This window comes from uncultured Candidatus Kuenenia sp. (assembly GCF_900696675.1).
Taxonomy (GTDB): domain Bacteria; phylum Planctomycetota; class Brocadiia; order Brocadiales; family Brocadiaceae; genus Kuenenia; species Kuenenia stuttgartiensis_A.
Genome location: NZ_CAADGZ010000074.1, coordinates 1 through 16,489, shown reverse-complemented (window position 1 = coordinate 16,489; position 16,489 = coordinate 1). Strand labels below are relative to the sequence as shown.

The 16,489-nt window shown below is 40.2% G+C and carries 18 protein-coding genes; 7 read left to right on the top strand and 11 right to left on the bottom strand.

What is annotated here, in order from left to right; genetic code table 11:
• Nucleotides 1–187 precede the first annotated feature (187 nt).
• Nucleotides 188–337 carry a hypothetical protein gene (locus QZT26_RS11435; protein WP_164994618.1) on the bottom strand — a complete coding sequence of 50 codons (150 nt, stop codon included), beginning with the start codon at nucleotides 335–337 and terminating at the stop codon, nucleotides 188–190.
• 407 nt (nucleotides 338–744) lie between these two features.
• Between QZT26_RS11435 and QZT26_RS11430 the strand changes: the two genes are divergently transcribed.
• The 7 genes from QZT26_RS11430 to rsmA all read left to right on the top strand — a co-directional run bounded on the left by QZT26_RS11430 (nucleotide 745) and on the right by rsmA (nucleotide 8,209).
• Nucleotides 745–948 carry a putative transposase gene (locus QZT26_RS11430; protein WP_099325821.1) on the top strand — a complete coding sequence of 68 codons (204 nt, stop codon included), beginning with the start codon at nucleotides 745–747 and terminating at the stop codon, nucleotides 946–948.
• Nucleotides 949–1,298: 350 nt separating this feature from the next.
• Nucleotides 1,299–2,513 (top strand): NapC/NirT family cytochrome c, encoded by a 1,215-nt coding sequence (locus tag QZT26_RS11425; protein ID WP_099325822.1) that lies wholly within the window; start codon nucleotides 1,299–1,301, stop codon nucleotides 2,511–2,513.
• Between the two features lie 152 nt (nucleotides 2,514–2,665).
• Nucleotides 2,666–4,591 (top strand): aconitate hydratase, encoded by a 1,926-nt coding sequence (locus QZT26_RS11420; protein WP_295102252.1) that lies wholly within the window; start codon nucleotides 2,666–2,668, stop codon nucleotides 4,589–4,591.
• A 126-nt stretch (nucleotides 4,592–4,717) separates the two neighbouring features.
• Nucleotides 4,718–5,395 (top strand): phosphatidylserine decarboxylase family protein, encoded by a 678-nt coding sequence (locus QZT26_RS11415; protein WP_295102249.1) that lies wholly within the window; start codon nucleotides 4,718–4,720, stop codon nucleotides 5,393–5,395.
• 67 nt (nucleotides 5,396–5,462) lie between these two features.
• Nucleotides 5,463–6,110, top strand: a complete 648-nt coding sequence (locus QZT26_RS11410) for a riboflavin synthase (protein WP_295102246.1) — start codon at nucleotides 5,463–5,465, stop codon at nucleotides 6,108–6,110.
• Entirely contained in the window at nucleotides 6,103–7,143 is a 1,041-nt protein-coding gene (gene pdxA, locus QZT26_RS11405) for a 4-hydroxythreonine-4-phosphate dehydrogenase PdxA (protein ID WP_295102244.1), read from the top strand. The genes QZT26_RS11410 and pdxA overlap by 8 nt, the downstream gene beginning before the upstream one ends.
• Before the next feature lie 133 nt (nucleotides 7,144–7,276).
• Nucleotides 7,277–8,209, top strand: coding sequence for a 16S rRNA (adenine(1518)-N(6)/adenine(1519)-N(6))-dimethyltransferase RsmA (gene rsmA, locus QZT26_RS11400; RefSeq protein WP_320409740.1), 933 nt, complete (start codon nucleotides 7,277–7,279; stop codon nucleotides 8,207–8,209).
• Between the two features lie 186 nt (nucleotides 8,210–8,395).
• Here the strand turns inward: rsmA and QZT26_RS11395 are convergent, their stop codons facing one another.
• The 10 genes from QZT26_RS11395 to QZT26_RS11350 all read right to left on the bottom strand — a co-directional run.
• Entirely contained in the window at nucleotides 8,396–8,842 is a 447-nt protein-coding gene (locus QZT26_RS11395) for an Hsp20/alpha crystallin family protein (RefSeq protein WP_164994620.1), read from the bottom strand.
• 882 nt (nucleotides 8,843–9,724) lie between these two features.
• Nucleotides 9,725–9,952 (bottom strand): hypothetical protein, encoded by a 228-nt coding sequence (locus QZT26_RS11390; protein ID WP_295102239.1) that lies wholly within the window; start codon nucleotides 9,950–9,952, stop codon nucleotides 9,725–9,727.
• A gap of 235 nt (nucleotides 9,953–10,187) precedes the next feature.
• The gene (locus QZT26_RS11385) at nucleotides 10,188–10,310 is read right to left on the bottom strand and encodes a hypothetical protein (protein ID WP_295102236.1); all 123 of its coding nucleotides are present in this window, start codon (nucleotides 10,308–10,310) and stop codon (nucleotides 10,188–10,190) included.
• Between the two features lie 362 nt (nucleotides 10,311–10,672).
• Nucleotides 10,673–11,839: an ABC transporter permease gene (locus QZT26_RS11380; RefSeq protein WP_295102234.1), complete on the bottom strand. Its 1,167-nt coding sequence runs from the start codon at nucleotides 11,837–11,839 to the stop codon at nucleotides 10,673–10,675.
• A 1-nt stretch (nucleotide 11,840) separates the two neighbouring features.
• The gene (locus QZT26_RS11375; protein ID WP_295102231.1) at nucleotides 11,841–12,995 is read right to left on the bottom strand and encodes an FtsX-like permease family protein; all 1,155 of its coding nucleotides are present in this window, start codon (nucleotides 12,993–12,995) and stop codon (nucleotides 11,841–11,843) included.
• A complete protein-coding gene (locus tag QZT26_RS11370) occupies nucleotides 12,970–13,638 on the bottom strand; it encodes an ABC transporter ATP-binding protein (protein ID WP_295102228.1) in 669 nt (222 codons plus the stop codon). The genes QZT26_RS11375 and QZT26_RS11370 overlap by 26 nt, the downstream gene beginning before the upstream one ends.
• Nucleotides 13,639–14,251: 613 nt before the next feature.
• Nucleotides 14,252–14,446, bottom strand: a complete 195-nt coding sequence (locus QZT26_RS11365; RefSeq protein ID WP_099327069.1) for a DUF2281 domain-containing protein — start codon at nucleotides 14,444–14,446, stop codon at nucleotides 14,252–14,254.
• A gap of 482 nt (nucleotides 14,447–14,928) precedes the next feature.
• Nucleotides 14,929–15,351 carry an ATP-binding protein gene (locus QZT26_RS11360; protein WP_295102225.1) on the bottom strand — a complete coding sequence of 141 codons (423 nt, stop codon included), beginning with the start codon at nucleotides 15,349–15,351 and terminating at the stop codon, nucleotides 14,929–14,931.
• A 460-nt stretch (nucleotides 15,352–15,811) separates the two neighbouring features.
• Nucleotides 15,812–16,294 carry an NYN domain-containing protein gene (locus QZT26_RS11355; RefSeq protein ID WP_157820616.1) on the bottom strand — a complete coding sequence of 161 codons (483 nt, stop codon included), beginning with the start codon at nucleotides 16,292–16,294 and terminating at the stop codon, nucleotides 15,812–15,814.
• A partial coding sequence (locus QZT26_RS11350) for a hypothetical protein (RefSeq protein WP_295102223.1) occupies nucleotides 16,291–16,489 on the bottom strand: 199 nt, incomplete at its 5' end. The genes QZT26_RS11355 and QZT26_RS11350, both read right to left, overlap by 4 nt.

The following is a 16,489-nucleotide window of genomic DNA, read 5'->3' as shown; positions in this document are numbered from 1 at the left end:
TGTTTAAAGTAGTACAATAGCGCTACCACAATTGCTAAAAAACGGATATCTGTTATCGCTTTTTGCCAATCTTGGTAGTGGAAAATACTGATTTTCGCATTGCGAAAATCGTTTGCAGGATTTAGGTGGCATTTTTTTCCTGTTCAGCAAGGGTAGTAACAATAAATGTTTTCCTTCTCTCATCATCTTACGGATTTCTGGAAAGTGCGACAAATTCTTCCACGGTAACTGGAAGCGGAAGTTCATCAATATTCATTATCTCGCTTTTAGACAATGCAACTGCTATTTCTATCATATTCTGCAGTTCCCTGATGTTGCCTGGCCAGTCGTAATTCATAAATGCGTACATCGCCTCTTCGGAGAACACTCTTTTAACCTTTTTAAATTTTTCTAAAATTTTCTCTAAAAAATACTCCACTAAAAACGGAATATCTTCCCTTTGCTCCCTCAAAGGAAGAATATGAACACGTATTACATTAGATCCGAGAAAACAGATCTTTTCTAAATATTATTTTGTTAAAAATTAAGCGGCGTTTTTTTTATTAAAGCGAGCGGATTTAATTTTAAAATATTCTTGTGAGAGTTCTTCGTTCTTTGATAAAGCGTTTGTTGATGAGAATTCAAGCGGGGAATTGATTGTTTTTGAATTCATTAAAGGTAGAAGGTTTTGTTTCCATGATTTTATCCAGATAAGCGTTTTTACAGAGGTATCGAGTTGATTGGTGATAAGGACATGATATTTTTATGACAGATGCAGATATAATGCCGGATGAAAAGAATGGCGTCTTAAGGATAACGATTCATAACATGACAAACCCAGGGAACAACAGATATGTTCAGCAATTATGCGATGTACTTAATAGTTCCGAAACATTATTCCCAGGCACAAATCCGCGCCTTGTATATAATCTGGTATCAAATCAAATTCCACCAGATCGGGGGTTCTGAGATTATGCTGAATAGTTACCTAAAATCATCATAATCACCGTCTTTTTGTTATATGATTCCTGCCTTCAGACTAATTAAAAAATGACTTGAACATAAAAATGCTTTGTGGTAGAATCCCTTAGATTTTTGTGTATTTTAAGGTGGTTCACTTGTAGTGAAAACACCATCCTTTTTAACAAGCACCGCAAATTCCACATTGTCATCTATCGTCTTAGCGGTTATCGTTATGGGTTATAGGTCTTTTTTACACGCTGCAAATCCCACGCAATAATTAATATTATTGTAATTTAGATGTTAATTGTTTTATATAAAAGCAGCAGATTTCATTAAACAAAATTTAGGAGGTATCTATGGCGCGGTTGAAGCAGTTGATAGAGTTTATTAAGCGAAGAAAAAAGCTGGTAGGCTTCTTCTCCATAATTGTTCTCGTTGTTTTTTTCGTCACGTTAAATAAAGTATACCACTATTCGGAGACAAACGAGTTTTGTGCAAGCTGCCATGAAATGGATATCCATTACGAATCTTTTATGGCGTCGAAACATAATAATGAACATGTTGAACATTGTCACGCATGTCATGTGGGGCCTGGGCTGAAAGGTTACGCACACGCAAAGTTAAGCGATGGAACGCATGACTCCTTAATGCATTCATTTCAAGCCTTTTCCGACGGTTCACTCATTGAGGTTGCCGAAGACAGCATAGAGATAATAAATGGTAATTGCGAACGTTGCCACGCGGAAGGTTTTACAAAAGACAAGACGCATATCGAGTTTGTTGCAAAGAGTAGCAAGCACAGTAAGGATGGAAGGGAACTAGAAAAATTAATGTGTACCGACTGTCATTTAGGCGTTGCGCATCCGCACATGCCAGGAGACCTTTACGAGCTTTATGCCGAAAAAAAGGTGAAGCCCTATGGCAAATATAAAGAAACGGATTGTTTTGCATGCCATAAGATAGCTACTCCCGATGTCATAAAGCAATGGACAGGAAGCCCTCATGCTGCAAAAGGGGTAACCTGTATTAGCTGTCACGGCGATGACCATGGATATATCACAAAGCGACACGGTCGTGTGTCAGCGAGCGCTTGTGGAGAATGTCACATGGCTCAATTTACAGAGTTCCAGGAAAGTTCTCACCTCCAGGGACGTACGGTGGCATTTGGTGGTACGTATGATGTGATTACTACAAGGCAGCTTAGTATGGAAGGTTGCAAAGAGTGTCATAAGCTGGGTTTAACATATGAAGACGACAGGGTTGGTGGAAGTTGCAATGCATGTCACGGAAGCCATAAATTTTCTACCGTCGAAGCGATGGCTTATGACGCGTGTGAAAAATGCCATATTGGCGGACCGGAACATTCCCAGTTAAATTCAAGCGAAAATTCCGTTTTTGGAAGGGTGCAAAAGATGCGTAGTCAGGGATTAATCTCTGACGATCTGGTGAAATGCCAAGCATGTCACGGACCTAATAAATCCCATAATTTCAATAAAATATCAATCCCTCAGGAAATCGATGTGCTACTTTTCGGGGGGCACGGGTTAGTAAAAGTACCGGAAAATCATTAATAGGTTTACATGTTAAATCTTATTCAAAGTAGTCACGAAAAATCCCACCCTTATAAAGGTGGGATTTTTTATTATATCGGCATGCTTTTATATATAAGATACAAAATGCAAGTGTTTTACACGCTTTTTTAGATGTATGGGAGGACAGAATTATGGGGAAAAATATAGTTCAGAAGATTTTAAGTTCACATCTTGTTTCCGGCAGACTAAAGGCGAAAACCGAGATTGCGATTGTTATTGATCAAACCCTTACGCAAGATGCAACAGGCACGATGGCATATTTACAATTTGAGGCAATGGGGTTGCCGGGAGTTAAAACGAAGTTATCGGTGAGTTACGTCGATCATAATATGCTCCAGGCCGGATTTGAAAACTTTGATGATCATTTATTTTTGCAAAGCTTTGCAAGCAAATATGGCATATACTACTCCAAACCTGGAAATGGTATTTGCCACCAGGTACACCTCGAACGTTTCGCTGTGCCTGGTGGAACGTTGTTAGGTTCCGATAGTCATACACCAACATGCGGTGGATTGGGGATGCTTTCTATTGGGGCGGGCGGACTTGACGTTGCAATTGCAATGGCCGGAGGGTCATTTTATTTTTCAATGCCGGAAATTGTATTGGTAAAACTCTCCGGGGCCTTGTCCCCCTGGGTTACAGCAAAAGATGTAATCCTTGAATTATTAAGAAGACTTACGGTAAAAGGCGGCGTCGGGAAAATCTTTGAATATGGCGGAGAGGGAGTCAAAACGCTTACGGTAACAGAACGTGCGACTATTACCAATATGGGCGCGGAGCTTGGCGCCCTTACCTCCATTTTCCCTAGTGACGCTCAGACAAAAAAATATTTAAAAATGCAGGGGCGCGAAGATGTTTGGCAGCCTTTAAAGGCTAGCGCAAACGCACAGTATGATGAAACGGTGGAAATTGATCTTTCATCCCTGGAACCAATGGTAGCGCGGCCGCACAGTCCGGATAACGTCTGTAAGGTGAGAGAAATCCAGGGGACGACGGTGCATCAGGTTTGCATAGGCAGTTGTACTAATTCATCTTATCACGATTTAATGGTAGCGGCGGCAATGTTAAAAGGGAAAAAAGTTCATCCGGACGTCAGCCTAACCATCTCCCCCGGATCACGGCAGGTACTGGAAATGATATCGAAAAACGGGGCATTGACAGATATAATTACCGCCGGGGCAAGGATATTGGATGTTGCTTGCGGACCATGTATCGGAATGGGACAAGCACCGCCTTCCGGAGGCGTCACTGTCCGGACATTTAACAGAAATTTTGAGGGAAGAAGCGGAACCCTTGACGCAAAAGTCTATCTGGTAAGTCCGGAAACCGCGGTCATTACTGCAATAAGAGGTGTGATTAGCGATCCAAGAGATTACGACATGCCCATTATTATTAAAGATCCGAAAACATTTTTAATAGATGACAGCATGATAATCCCTCCTTCTGAAAATCCTGCACAAGTAACCATAATCAGAGGCCCTAATATTAAACCTTTGCCTAAAAAAGAACCCATGCCGGATACGTTGCATGGTGAAGTCCTTTTGAAACTAGGGGATAATATCACCACCGACCACATTATGCCGGCAGGCGCCAAGGTCTTGCCCCTGAGATCAAATATTCCCGCTATTTCTGAATTTGTGTTTGAAAAAATTGACAAAGAGTTTGCGAAACGGGCAAAAGAAAAAGGCGGCGGTTTTTTGGTCGGCGGCATAAATTACGGACAAGGTTCCAGCAGGGAACATGCAGCGCTTGCCCCGATGTATTTGGGTGTGAAAGCTGTTATTGCAAAATCTTTTGCGCGCATTCACCGGTCAAATCTCGTTAATTTTGGCATATTGCCATTAACCTTTACCGATGAAAATGATTACCTCGTGCTGGACCAGGGAGATAGTTTAGAATTAGTGGATATTAAGAAGCAATTAAAACCTGGCGGTATCCTTGTTGTTCATAACCGGACAAAAAATAAAGAAATCAAGGTAACGCACCTGTTATCATCCCGCGAAATTGATATCCTTTTCGCAGGAGGCCTGTTAAATTACCAGGCACAAAAAAATTAACCTAATATAAAAGTGCATTGAATTCAATAACTTATTGCCTTGTTAAAATATTAATTCATCTCCATTTTGCGAGGATATTTGTGCTGAATATCTCATCTTTTCATTCAAATACATTGTAAATACACTATGCGTATCTCTTTAACAAAATATGGCATAAGGGAACTTGTGCTTTTTGGTATACCCTGTGTTGCTGGAATTTATTTTTCCCTTATTCTTTTCCCCTGGGCTGTGCCGATTCCCTTGTTTTTTCTGTTGTTCCTGCTTAATTTTTTTAAGGATCCTGAACGAAACACACCGCAAGGCAAGGGACTTGTCATTGCTCCGGCGGATGGTGTTATATCACACATTGTTCCTGTTTTTGAGGAACATTATCTGAAATGTGACTCAATAAAAATAAGTATTTTCATGTCAGTCACCAACGTTCATGTTAATCGTATACCGGCGTATGGAACCGTGGAATTTATAAAACATACCCCCGGTAAATTTCTGGATGCCAGGGATGACGAATGTTTCAGCAGTAACGAAAATAATGTGGTTGGGTTATCGCTGGCAGAAAAGAAAGGGAACATCGCGGTAAAACAAATTGCCGGCAGGATTGCCAGACGGATTGTATGTGCCTGCAAAATCGGCGATGTCATGCAGCAAGGCGAGCGTTTTGGCATGATAAAGTTTGGCTCACGAGTAGAAGTATTCGTTCCCAAAACCATTCCGTTCGAACCAATGGTAACGGTAGGTGGAAAAGTAACCGCCGGGAAAACAATATTGGGGAAAATGCACGGGAATGGCGCCTCTGCGGCAGAATAAAACCCGTACTTTTTTAACGAAATTTATTTCATACCTTTTGTCATTCTTCTATGTATAAGACGCTGTTATGTTCACTGGAATTATAGAACATCTGGTTGTGGTAAATAAACTCTCCACTTCTCCTCACGGAGCAGAATTGTTTTTGGATTTGGGAGGTTTTTACGATAATCTTGTAATCGGCGAAAGTATTTCCGTAAATGGTGTATGCCTTACCGTAAAAACAATTTATGGCAATGTGGTTAGTTTTGACGTTTCAGGTGAGACACTAAAAAAAACAACAATAGGGTCGTTACGAAGCCGGGAAATGGTAAATATTGAGAGAGCGCTAAGGATTGGTGACCGGCTGGGAGGGCATTTTGTAACTGGGCATGTGGACGGCATTGGCACGATAAAAGAAAAGAAACACATTGCGGAGCAATGTCTCATAACTTTTTCCACGGATAAGAGATTTACCGGCATGTTGATTGAAAAAGGTTCCGTGGCAATAGACGGCATAAGTTTAACAAATTTTGAGGTAAAAGAAATCGCTTTCTCCGTGGCCATCATTCCCCACACACTTGCTTCAACCACGTTGGGTTATAAAAAACCGGGAGACAATGTAAACATTGAAATAGATATGATGGGAAAATGGATAAATAAACTTTTAGAAAATAATTTTACAGGGAAAAAGAGTGTTCTTACCATGGATAAGTTAATAGAACAAGGTTTTGCCTAATAAAATGAATGCCTTGCATATAAATAAAAAACCAAAACTGCTTATTGGCATTACCATGGGGGACCCTTGCGGTATTGGACCGGAAATAATTGTACGTTCCCTCGCATCTTCCGCATTAAAACGTGCTGCAAACTATATAATAATAGGGGATCAGGCTGTATTAGAAAGTACGGCGCAATCTTTAAAAATCCCCTTTCGATACCGCGTTGTTTCACTTGAGACGGATATAGAGCGCGTATCCACCCCAGTATCATTGCTATCTTCTGAACATTTCGACCCCAGTCTTATAAAAAAAAGACACCCCACGACGGAAGGGGGAGAATTATCTTTCCTATGGATAAAAAAAGGCATCGACCTTGCCTTACAGGGAAAAATTAATGCCCTCGTTACAGCGCCGATATGTAAAGAAGCTATTCACATGGCAGGCTATCAATATCCCGGCCATACGGAAATATTGCGTGACCTCTCAAAAGTAAAACGTGTTGTGATGCTTATGATTGGTGGTTCGTTAAGGGTTGCCTTTGTCACTACCCATATTGCCCTGCATGAAGTTGCACAGAGTATTACGGTTAAAAACGTTCTTGAGACAATTACCATCTGCAATACATATCTGAAAAAATATTTTACTCTAAGAAACCCAAGGATAGCCGTTTGCGGCGTTAATCCCCATGCTGGTGAAGAAGGAATTTTTGGAAATGAAGAAAAAAATATTATAGTCCCTGCCGTAAAAAAGGCAAAGAAACTAGGCGTCGAATGCAACGGCCCCGTTTCCGCAGATACCGTATTTTATAAGGCGTTAAAGGGCCAGTACGATTTGGTGGTCTCCATGTATCATGACCAGGGCGCAATCCCTTTGAAACTGCATGCCTTTGAAACAGGAGCAAACATTACACTGGGAATTCCGTTCATCAGGACCTCGCCTGACCACGGCACCGCCTACGATATTGCAGGCAAAGGCATTGCAAATCCTGATTCAATGAAGGAGGCGATAATGACGGCAATAATGATGGCAAAATGTGAAGGAAAGGTGTAACTTCTCAATAAGTTGTGGTAGGAGGTAGTAAAAAAACACCGTCTACCAAACTATTATTTTATTTATGTTTATACGGATAAACCCATATCCTATTGTTGCGGGCCATAGGAATATTTTATAAGAGGATACCACGCTGGAAGAAAATACTATTATTCCTCACACACCGGACTTTTTACGGAAACTCTTTGCCAGAAAAGGCGTCGTTCTCAATAAAAAGTACGGGCAGCACATTCTTATTGACCAGAACATCCTATATTACATTGCCAATAGTGCTTCTTTGCAAAAAGACGATGTGGTATTGGAAATTGGAACGGGAACAGGAAGTTTGACTAGGTATCTGGCGGAAAAGGCGTGCCATGTATTCACGGTAGAAATCGACAGCAAGCTATTCGATTTATCCTCGGAGATTCTCAAATTTTATAAAAACATTACTATTATTAATGCCGACATATTACAATCCAAACACAAACTCAATGCGGAAATCGTTACGATGATATCCGGCTGGCTTGCAACAAATAATCATACTGCCTTCAAAGTAGTTTCCAACCTTCCCTATAACATAAGCACCCCTGTTATTATTAATCTTTTGGAAAGTGACCTGCCAATCAGCCTTATGGTACTGATGTTACAAAAAGAAATTACCGAGCGTTTGACAGCTGCTCCAGGCTCCAGGGAATATGGAATCCTCTCTGTTATTACGCAACTGTTTTCGGAAGTTGAACTCATGAAAACATTGCCACCGGAAGTATTCTGGCCAAGGCCGGAAGTATCTTCCGCTATCGTAAAAATGTCTGTTCATCGGGCAAAATATGCAAACAAAATAACAGATTATCCATTTTTTATAAAAATTATTTATGCCATATTTACGTCAAGACGCAAAACACTGCTGAACAGTATTGAAAAATTGAAACTGCCAGGCGTTTCAAGAAGTGAATTGAAACGAGTACTTGCTGCCATGCAGTTGAACGAAAACATTCGGGGAGAAATGTTAGATCCGGAACAATTAATCCATTTAACAGAGTCTCTCTTTCTGGCAACATCCCGCGCTAATACACTTACCTTTTGAAATGTATCGCTAAAAACAAATAGCTCGTACGAAAAAAGGGACAGGTTTAAAACCTGTCCCTTTTTTCGGCAAGTATACATCTTTTAAGCGGTATTACAAATCCTTAACCCCCAGTGCCTTTAAACCTTTTCTACGCATCAAGTGTGGAAAATTTGTTTTTGTGAGTTGTCAAATGCAAAATGTACTTTAACTGATTTTTACAGAGATCTGCTTCGGACGTACCTCTTCTTTTTTCGGAAGCGTAATTTCAAGAACGCCATTTTTGCACTCTGCGTTTACTTTATCCATGTCTACAGAAGCGGGAAGCTCTACGGAACGGGAGAATCTGCCATAGCTTCTTTCCATACGGTAATAGTTTTTCCCCTTTTCTTCCTTTTCTTCTTTTTTCTCTCCCTTTATGATTAAATTATTATCTTGTATTGAAATGTTAACCTCTTTTGGGTCTATACCGGGAATCTCCGCTTTTACGACAACATTGTCATCTGTCTCTGCAAGGTCGATGCTAGGAGACCACGTTCCAGCTTCCTGGCCGAACCCTGAAAAGTCCCAACCCCTAAAGAATTGGTCAAACATGCGATTTATTTCGTTCTGAAGAGATGATACATTCGTCCACTTCATTAAGTCCTTAGCCATAGAACATCCTCCTATAAAAAAACCAATAAAGTAAAATTACTACTGTTACTTCGCGCAATATTTGTGCCTAATGGTATGGTTGGGAGAGTGGCAGATATAAGTCTTTTGAAAATCATGCATTGCGAATCAGGTTATACTTTAGCTGGCCTAAATATCTACTGCCATATTGGCAGTAGATTTGATATCCTCACCTATCCTGAGTAAAAGATTTCCTGTTATTTCATTCTTACGTCCTTGACAAAAATTGGTATGGCGTTAACCCTGACAAGGTTGTTCTTTCATCTGAAATAAAAATGATGCTATAATATTATAAGAGCTGTGGGTTTTTATTTTAAACAAAATTTTTAAGAACAGACGGTAAACATCCGCCCGATACTTCTTACTACTTACCTAGGACAACCATAATGAGTATGGGCTGGTCCCAGTTTCTCCAAAAGTTCCTCATCCGTATATGTCTCTATTTTTGGTGCTTCGTATTTTTGCAGTTTGTTTTCTACCATTATCCACCTCTTTCGGGGTTAAATTTTAAACACCTTCTTCCCATTTGATTAAACCATATGCCTTGCCACAAACAAGTTCCCATGGGTGGGTTTGTTTTGCAGTTTCTTTACCCACAGCTCTTTTTTAATTCACCGCTAAGAAATTATGTTGTGTCGTTTTTCTCCAACACAACATGCCTTTCTTTAGGACGGCACATTACGATGTCTATTATTTACTATTTATTAAATTTGTCAATACCCACAAATGGGTGTATCCATTTGGATATCTGTTTTTCAAAGCGCTGTTTTGTTTTTACGTAAGACCTTAACCTGGAAATGCACCCTTTGTTATTCAATCGCAAATTGCGAGCCGCCAAAGTATGATTCATAAATCTCGCAGGGACTAGATATTCATGCGTGATGCGCGAAATGCAGGCAGTATGCCACCGAAAAATCCCATAAGGAGCGTAAATGCCATTGCCTTGAGAAAGATTCCATGACTAAGCCTGAAGCGGAAGGCGAGTTCTGAAAATGTCTGGAAATTGGTTGTCGATACACTGACAAATTGCAGCACGGAAGCAAAAGCCAATCCGGTACATCCCCCTAAAAAACCAATAATAATCGATTCCAAAAGAAATGCCAGGGATATTCACCCTGCTAAAACCAACCGCACGCAATGTGCCAATTTTTGAAGTGTAGTTTGCGACTGCCGCGTACATGTTCTTTCATCTGAAATAAAAACGGTGCTATGAATATTATAAGAGCTGTGGGTCTTTATTTTAAACAAAATTTGTAAGGACAGACGGTAAACATCTGCCCAAACTTCTTACTACTTACCTCGTACAATGTGTATAACCAGTATAGGTCTAATAGCCGTTCCGAAGACAACCATAACTGGTATGGGCTGGTCCCAGTTTCTCCAAAAGTTCCTCATCCGTATATGTCTCTATTTTTGGTGCTTCGTATTTATGCAAATTCTTTTCTACCATTCTACACCTCCTTCGGGGTTAAATTTTAAACACCTTCTTCCCATTTGATTAAACATGTGCCTTGCCATAAACAAATACCCATGGGCGGGTTTGTTTTGCGGCTTTTTGCCCACAGCTCTTTTTTAATTCACCGCTAAAAAATTATGCTATGTCGTTTTTCTCCAACACAACATGCTTTTCTTCAGAAGGGCACATTACGATATTTATTATTTACTATTTATTAAATTTGTCAATACACGCAAAAGGGGGTATCCATTTGGATATATGTTTTTCAAAGCGGTGTTTTGTTTTTTCGTAAGACCTTAACCGGGGAATATGCCCTTTGCTATTCAATCACAAATTGCGGGCTGTCAAAGTATGATTCATACCTCTCTCAGGGACTCCACTATGTTCATGCGTGATGCGCGAAATGCAGGCAGTATGCCGCCGAAAAATCCCATAAGGAGCGCAAATGCCATTGCCTTGAGAATGATTCCCGGACTAAGCCTGAAGCGGAAGGCGAGTTCTGAAAATGTCTGAAAATTGGTTGTAGATACACTGATAAACTGCAGCACGGAAGCAAAAAACAATCCGGTACATCCCCCTAAAAAACCAAGAATAATCGATTCCAACAGAAACGCCAGAAGGATATTCACCCTGCTAAAACCAAGCGCACGCAATGTGCCTATTTCTGAAGTGCGGTTCGCTACTGCCGAGTACATGGTAACCATTGCGCCAATTACCGCCCCGATTGAAAATATCGCGGTAAGTGAAATACCCAATATTCTTAAAAACTTTGCCATCATCTCGGACTGTTTTTTGTAATAATCTACTTCAATCATCGCATCAAAGGTCAACCGCGGATCGTTTTCAATACGGCGTTGTAATTTCTGCAAGGAAGCATCGTCCTGCGCGCGAAAAATAAGGGATGAATATGCGTTTCTTCGAAAAGCCTGCATAAACTGATCGGCGTCTCCCCATATTTCAGAACTGAACCCGGTATCGCCCGCGTCAAAAATCCCCACAACCTTCCATGACCTCATTGCAAAAAATATCGAATCGCCCAACCCTGCATTTTTAAACCGTTTTGCCACGCTATTCCCTGCCATTATTTCTGATGTTCCCATAAGAGGCAGCCTACCTGCCGAAAGTTTTACCTGAGGCCGCATATCAACGGAGGCATTGCCAATCCCACGGATAACAACATTTGCAGAACTGCTGCTTCCTTTTTTTTGAAGAGTAATTAAAACCACCAGTTCTTTTGCAAACATTCTGCGCCCGTTTTCATCCAATGCCACTTCCGGCTGCGTTTCAATAATAGACGCCTGATATCTTTCGATGATGCTTTGCACCTCTGTAGACGAGGACTTTCTAAGCACAACGATATTATTGTATGACCCTGTTTCGATAAGGGTTTTTTGCAGTCCTTCGGCGAGCATAATAATTGCGGCAAAGACGAATACAACCAGCGCCATGCCTGATGCAGTTAGCGCGGTAGTCACCCGGCGGGTCAATAAATTCCGAAAACTATAAAAAAAAAGGAGTCTCATCTCACCCTATCTTTCTCAGCCCTTCGGATATTCGCACACTCATTGCCTTCCATGCAGGAAGTATGCCGGCAGATAGACCTACGATTATGATAACCACCGCATCCATAAAAATAGTTTTTCCGGTGATATTAAATACCGGGAAATAAGTCCCTACGGCATTTGAAAATGCGATAGCCGCCGGATATGTTGCAGATATGCCCAGTATCCCTCCGATTAGCGTAATCATCATAGACTCTCCAATGATAAGCGCAGCAATATATCCGCCTGAAAAACCTATGGTTTTAAATATCGCATACTCCGCAGTGCGTTCACGTACAGACATTACCATCGTGTTTGCGACAACGATGAGAATAATCACAATAATCACAAACGAAACCAGTTGAACCGCTTTAAGGATGGCCTCGCTCATGGTTACAAATCCTAGTTGAAATGCCTTTTCCGTTTCGGTAAGCGTTTCCGCCAGTGAATTTTTAAACATTGCATCAATAGCCTCTGCAATGCCGGCGGCGTTTTCAGGTCTATCGATACCAGTAATATAAAATCCTACATTATCCGCTGAAAATGGTCTCACCTTCTTCATTGTTTCATTAAAATAATCCCAATGGAAGAAGAACATGGTCTCGTCCACATTTTTATGTTTCCCTTCATAAACGGCGCTTAAGACAAATTCCCATTTCCCCTGGTAAATGGCGCTGACCAATGTAATACTATCCCCAACTGCCCACCCAAATCTGTTGGCCAATTTTTTCCCAACAAGGCAGCCTTTTCTGTTTTTAAGAAACGATGTAGTTTCATTTTCAGGTATTTTGTATTCGGGATAGAGTTTAAGATACGAGACAGGTTCCACGGCAAAGTTTGCGAAAAAGTCTTTTTCATCTTTATAATATCCGCCAAACCAATTGCCATAGGAAACTATTTTGACGCCATCGGCAGAGCGGATTTTTTCGCGATAGGAAAGCGGTAGACGGAAAACAAGCGATATTGAATTCCTCGTGACCAGCCGGTTTGCAGATGAAGCCGCAACCCCGGCATACCATGCGTCAATTACGGTGTGAAGTAATCCATAGGCTAACACGGCGATTGCTATGCCCGCTATGGTTAAAACACTGCGGAGTTTATGCCTGAAGGCGTTACGAATGAGAATCTTGATCATCATTGCTCAAAACTCCCTTGTCAAGATGCTTCATGCTATGCGCCCTGTTTCCCGCCCAGGGATCATGGGTTACCACGATAATGGTTTTCCCCATATCCTTGTTTAAACGATCCATAAGCTCAAGCACTATTTCCGCAGAAACCCTGTCCAGGTCTCCGGTCGGTTCATCGGCGACAAGTATCGCCGGGTCTGTTACGATTGCCCTCGCAATCGCAACCCTCTGTTGTTGTCCTCCGGATAGTTGGGAAGGATAATGCCGCAGCCGGTCTTCCATATTTACGGCTTTTAAAGCGGTATACACATGTTCTTTTCGTTCTCTGCCGGAAAGGCTGGTGAGGATAAGGGGCAATTCAACATTTTCATATGCCGTAAGAACTGGAATGAGATTGTAAAACTGGAAGATAAACCCCACATTAGTAGCACGCCACCGCGCGAGTTCGGATTCTGATAATATGGCGATATCTATGCCGTCCACTTCTATCGAACCGGCGTCTGCACGATCAAGTCCGGCAATAAGGTTCAGGAGCGTGCTTTTCCCCGAACCTGAAGGCCCCATAAGCGCTAAATATTCGCCTTGTCCGATATTCAGGGAAATGTCTTTTAATACACTTATTACCTCGTTTCCCCTCTTATAGGTTTTTGTCACATTTTGAATAGATACCATCGAATCAAATAGTCAAACAAATAAGGTTTCAGAAAGATGTATAATGTAACTAAAAAAACGTAAACCCGAACCCTCACGAAGTTGTTCTTTTACTTACGAATTATTTCAATAACTTTACCGATAATCGCATTAATTTTTATTTTAGTAAGATTGCCAATGCGGTACAAGATAATATGACTATCTGCGGTAAATAACCGATTAGGTCTTATGTTACTTGGTTGTTTGAGGCTCCCTGTCTCGAAATCTCTATCATCAATGGAAATAGAATAATTGTCTTTTATGGTTTTGCTTGTTATCTGACAGAGAATTACATCATCTCCTTCTAAGGTTGCAATTACTAAAGCAGGCCGTCTTTGGGATTGTGATATAGTCAAACAAATAAGGTTTTCGAAAAATTTACACCCCCCCGGCCCCTCTTTTTAGAGGGGAGATGAGAAGTCCCCTCTATCAAGAGGGGATTTAGGGGTGTGTTTGATAGTATGCTTAGTCAAATAAATCTATTTTTCAGAAAGCCATTTTATCGCCAAATTTCTAAAATCATATTTATTTGGCTATAGATCGGAGAAGGGAAAAGGAACAACAACGACATCACCTTTTACAAACTTTGCCATGCCTCGTCTTCCTCTGGTCTTAGCCAATCTTTTTTAAGAGAAGATTCACTCACAATAGTGATATCGAGCTTTTCCCTGAGTATCTTTGTCTTTAGAAAATGGACAAAATCTAATACCTCATCAAGAAAAGGTTCTGGAACTTGTTCAATTTCACGTATAAGTAATTCTTTTTTGCTCATAGTCTGCCTCCGTTCTTGCTCTTTAAATTCAAGTTGAAAAGATTTTTTACGATGGTGATCGTGTTGGCTTCGAATATGTTGAACTATTGCCTCTTCCGATGTTTTTCTCACGGAAAAAGCCCCATATCCATTCTGCCATTTTGGTGCTAACCACAAAATGCATTCCGAGAAATGTGAAGGTATCAGCCAAAACAAAACATCTTTTTCTTTCGTCCCTTCGTGGCTTGATATTTTTTTCTCTTTTTTCAGAGGGCTTCACCCTCTGCTATATCCTTACGGCCTTTCGGGCCTATAAGAACACCTTTGTTTCGAGTAATTGCTCTCAGATAAACCCTGCGGCATTTTACAAATTACGGTTTAGGATTTCAGATTTACGCCATTTTCAATCTAAAATAACAAATATTTTACAAGGTGAAATATTTTTGAAATAAACTAAATCAAGGGTTCAGGTTGCAAACACGTAAGAGTTTGAAACTTAAACCCTAACTAGAGAATAAAAAAGGTGTGAGATAAGTGTCACCATTTTGGCGCTTGAGAGGAAGGGATGTATTACCAGAAATGATAACGTCTTGAAAGCTGATAGTTGACGGATACAGGTAATTTACCACCTTATTATGGAGAAACTTCTTTAGAGATTCGGAGTCTTCAACACCACAAAACTCACCCGCGATCTTATACCCCTGCGGAGACTTAATTTCTTCCACTCCAACAAGAAGGCACCCTCCCCATGTGTTTGCAAACTGAGCTATATCTCTGGCAGTTTCTTTTGCACTATTCGGGTTTTTCAAGGGAATCTCTTTTTTAAAATCCAATATGATAGATTCATGAGTTTTACCGAGTATGATGTATTTCTGAATATCATCCCACGAACGGATAGATAATGGCTTCTGATATTTAAGTTGCATGGATCGGTGGCTCCATTTCAAGGTTCCTCTGCATTAATACGAAACTTAAGGGACGTAAGAGACCATTCACCGAAAATCTGTATATATCAATATCTTCATATTTACTAACTATTCCTAAAATATTTTGCAGATATTATAACAAATTTTTAGATAAGTTGAAATCATCGTATGATAAATACGATTACCTAATTTTGATATTTGAAATCATTTTCTTTCAATCTTTATCTCTGATTATCTGCTTTATATACTTTTATATATCGATCTTCCATACATGATAGCTTCTTATGTACTCTTTCTAAAAGCTGCACGTCTTTTTGTTGTGTAACGAAATATATTCCAGTGCCTTTGGATTTACCACACTCACCTTTTCCCATAATTCTGGTGACAGGGTAGTTTTTTGACTCCTCGTATACCCATAACCTCCGCCATCACGTCTAAACGGTTTCTCTGTAGTTTTAGGTTATTGTTTGTTTTTATGCATTGTACTTAGAATATTATCTATAAATTTCTTGTCATTACTCGTGTTTACTTTTAACTCTATAAAATGATCAAATTCTACTTTTAAATGCTTTGATAATCCATTTTTGAAAAAACCGCCTCCAACTATTTGTCCATAGCGCTTAACATCTTTAACCAGTACAACATAATCTTCATCGCTTGTAATAAGAAAGCCAATATCAAAATTCTGGTTAAATGCATTAATTAACATTTCTCGGGTTAGAGCTATATCAACTCCTTTTTCTCGATCTCCGCGTTTCTTAAAAAGAACAGGTTCAAATCCTAAGCATCTCAATTCTGTTTTTAGATTATTACCAATGTCTTCACTTCCTTTATAAGAGGAGAACCAGTAACGTCTAATTGTTATAGTATTAACATAGGGAGTAAACTCATCACGTTGAAAAAAATTTGTTACAAATGCTTTTGTATATTTATCAATAATCACCTTGGAATATTCCAGAATTGCATTGGTAGGTTTCTCAACACAAGAAGGAACCTTAATTTCTTTGCTTTGGGAGCGACCACAAATAACATGGTATTGTATAGTACCAATAGTATCGTTGTAGTGTCTTTGTGTATGTCACGGTAATAGCCGTTACAACTAGTAAATATAGGCATTGACACCCTCCAGCCATTATGA

Bases quoted from the DNA above. Each gene is read 5' to 3' on its own strand.
- QZT26_RS11435 (WP_164994618.1), bottom strand. From the start codon at position 337: ATGAATTACGACTGGCCAGGCAACATCAGGGAACTGCAGAATATGATA.
- QZT26_RS11430 (WP_099325821.1), top strand. From the start codon at position 745: ATGACAGATGCAGATATAATGCCGGATGAAAAGAATGGCGTCTTAAGG.
- QZT26_RS11425 (WP_099325822.1), top strand. From the start codon at position 1,299: ATGGCGCGGTTGAAGCAGTTGATAGAGTTTATTAAGCGAAGAAAAAAG.
- QZT26_RS11420 (WP_295102252.1), top strand. From the start codon at position 2,666: ATGGGGAAAAATATAGTTCAGAAGATTTTAAGTTCACATCTTGTTTCC.
- QZT26_RS11415 (WP_295102249.1), top strand. From the start codon at position 4,718: ATGCGTATCTCTTTAACAAAATATGGCATAAGGGAACTTGTGCTTTTT.
- QZT26_RS11410 (WP_295102246.1), top strand. From the start codon at position 5,463: ATGTTCACTGGAATTATAGAACATCTGGTTGTGGTAAATAAACTCTCC.
- QZT26_RS11395 (WP_164994620.1), bottom strand. From the start codon at position 8,842: ATGGCTAAGGACTTAATGAAGTGGACGAATGTATCATCTCTTCAGAAC.
- QZT26_RS11385 (WP_295102236.1), bottom strand. From the start codon at position 10,310: ATGGTAGAAAAGAATTTGCATAAATACGAAGCACCAAAAATAGAGACA.
- QZT26_RS11380 (WP_295102234.1), bottom strand. From the start codon at position 11,839: ATGAGACTCCTTTTTTTTTATAGTTTTCGGAATTTATTGACCCGCCGG.
- QZT26_RS11375 (WP_295102231.1), bottom strand. From the start codon at position 12,995: ATGATGATCAAGATTCTCATTCGTAACGCCTTCAGGCATAAACTCCGC.
- QZT26_RS11365 (WP_099327069.1), bottom strand. From the start codon at position 14,446: ATGAGCAAAAAAGAATTACTTATACGTGAAATTGAACAAGTTCCAGAA.
- QZT26_RS11360 (WP_295102225.1), bottom strand. From the start codon at position 15,351: ATGCAACTTAAATATCAGAAGCCATTATCTATCCGTTCGTGGGATGAT.